2 protein-coding genes and 1 pseudogene are annotated in these 1,696 nt (G+C 73.0%); 2 read left to right on the top strand and 1 reads right to left on the bottom strand.

Annotated elements, in window-relative coordinates:
- Positions 1–549 (bottom strand): TIGR03089 family protein (locus tag N869_RS14905; protein ID WP_052105635.1); only part of this gene is annotated, 549 nt, incomplete at its 3' end.
- 259 nt (positions 550–808) lie between these two features.
- Here N869_RS14905 and N869_RS14900 point away from each other — a divergent pair.
- Both N869_RS14900 and N869_RS14895 read left to right on the top strand, forming a co-directional pair.
- Entirely contained in the window at positions 809–1,132 is a 324-nt protein-coding gene (locus N869_RS14900) for a WhiB family transcriptional regulator (protein ID WP_035062952.1), read from the top strand.
- A gap of 28 nt (positions 1,133–1,160) precedes the next feature.
- Positions 1,161–1,696, top strand: a pseudogene (locus N869_RS14895) (glycosyltransferase); the annotation flags it as partial.

The following is a 1,696-nucleotide window of genomic DNA, read 5'->3' as shown; positions in this document are numbered from 1 at the left end:
GCCCCACGCGCGCAGGGCCCACGTCAGCAGCTCGGCGTGCACCACCTGCTCGGTCCCGGCCGTCAGCGCCGGCGCGGTGGGCACCGCCTCGGGCATCCACGTCAGGACGTCCCCGTAGGTCATGACCGCCCCGGCGGCGTCGGTCGCGCCTGCGGGCAGGGGCCCGTCGAAGGTGCGTGCCAGGGCCGGGAGCGCGACGGCGACCAGGTCGGTGGCCCCGGGATGGGCGTCGGGACGGTGGGTGACGACCACGTCGGCGTCCGGTACCCGGTCCTGGTCCGTGGGCAGCAGGACGTGACCCCCGGTGCGCCACACGGCCAGGGCCCACACCACGGTCCGCCAGTGCACGGGCAGGTCCAGCAGCACCCGGGACGTCGGGGCGGTGTCGTACTCCTCCACGAGCAGGTTCGCGGTCTTGGTCACCCAGTTGTCCAGCACGTGTCCGGACAGCTCGACCCTCTCGCCGCCCGGTCCGTACCACGTCAGGCGGGGGCGGCCGGGGTCGTGGGTGAGGGTTGCCAGCAGCTGGGGAACCGGGGTGGGACGCACCTGTTCACCCTAACGGCGCAACGCTCCGGAGCGATCTGGACGACGTGGTGACCGACGTGTCTGGTTTGGTCATGGTATGGGGTCCACCTGTGGTCTGACCTGCCTCGTTTCCGCTTGACGCGTGCTGACGACACGCGTGTAATTCCACCAATGCGGTTCTGCCGGGGCACGTGACCGGGCGTGACGGACCAGGCGTCGGCCGGACGCAGACGTGGGGGCGAGACCCGAGGGAACCGAGCGGCACGGAAGGCTGGCGGACATGTGGAACCTGCTCGAGGACGAGGCGTTCCCGACCGACCACGCAGCACCGGCGACGGGCGTGGCCCCGGTGCTCCCGCTCTTCGGGACGGCTGACGACGACACCGTCATGGGGTGGCAGGATCGTGCACTGTGCGCGCAGACCGACCCCGAGGCCTTCTTCCCCGAGAAGGGCGGCTCCACCCGCGAGGCCAAGAAGGTCTGCATGGGCTGCGACGTGAGGTCGGAGTGCCTGGAGTACGCGCTGGAGAACGACGAGCGGTTCGGCATCTGGGGCGGGCTGTCGGAGCGGGAGCGGCGCAAGCTGAAGAAGCAGGTCGTCTGACCGCCCGAGCGGCTCCCGGGCAGCCCTGATGTCCGAGGCCCCCGTCGCGCTGCCCCGACCCGATGGTTCCCCCCGTACCGGGCAGGCGGTGGACCCCCACGGTGTCGAGGTCGTCACGGTCGTCGTCACCCAGGGGCTCACCGACTACCTCGAGGTGACCCTCCAGGCGCTCGCCGCCCAGCGTCGCGCACCTCAGCAGGTCGTCGTGGTGGACGTGGCCCCTGCACCGGACGTCGCGGCCGAGGCCGACCCCGTCCGGGCACTCGTGGGGTCCTTGTGGTCGGCCGGGCCCCCGGACCCGGTACGGGTGTCGGTCGTACCTGCCCCGCGGGCCCGGACGTTCGGGGCAGCGGTGCGATCCGGTCTGGCGTCCGTCCCCCGCCCGGGGCAGGTCGCCGGCGAGACGCTCACCGAGGCCGACGCCGACCGCGGCAGGGCGGACGCAGCACCCAGGTGGCTGTGGCTGCTCCACGACGACAGCGCACCGGACCCCGGCGCGCTCGCCGCGCTCCTGCGGGCGGTCGAGGTCGCGCCCTCGGTCGTGGTCGCAGGGTGCAAGCAGCA

Source organism: Cellulomonas bogoriensis 69B4 = DSM 16987 (assembly GCF_000767165.1).
Lineage (GTDB): Bacteria > Actinomycetota > Actinomycetes > Actinomycetales > Cellulomonadaceae > Actinotalea > Actinotalea bogoriensis.
The sequence above is the reverse complement of the archived record's forward strand: the minus strand, read 5'-3'. Positions and strand labels throughout refer to the sequence as shown.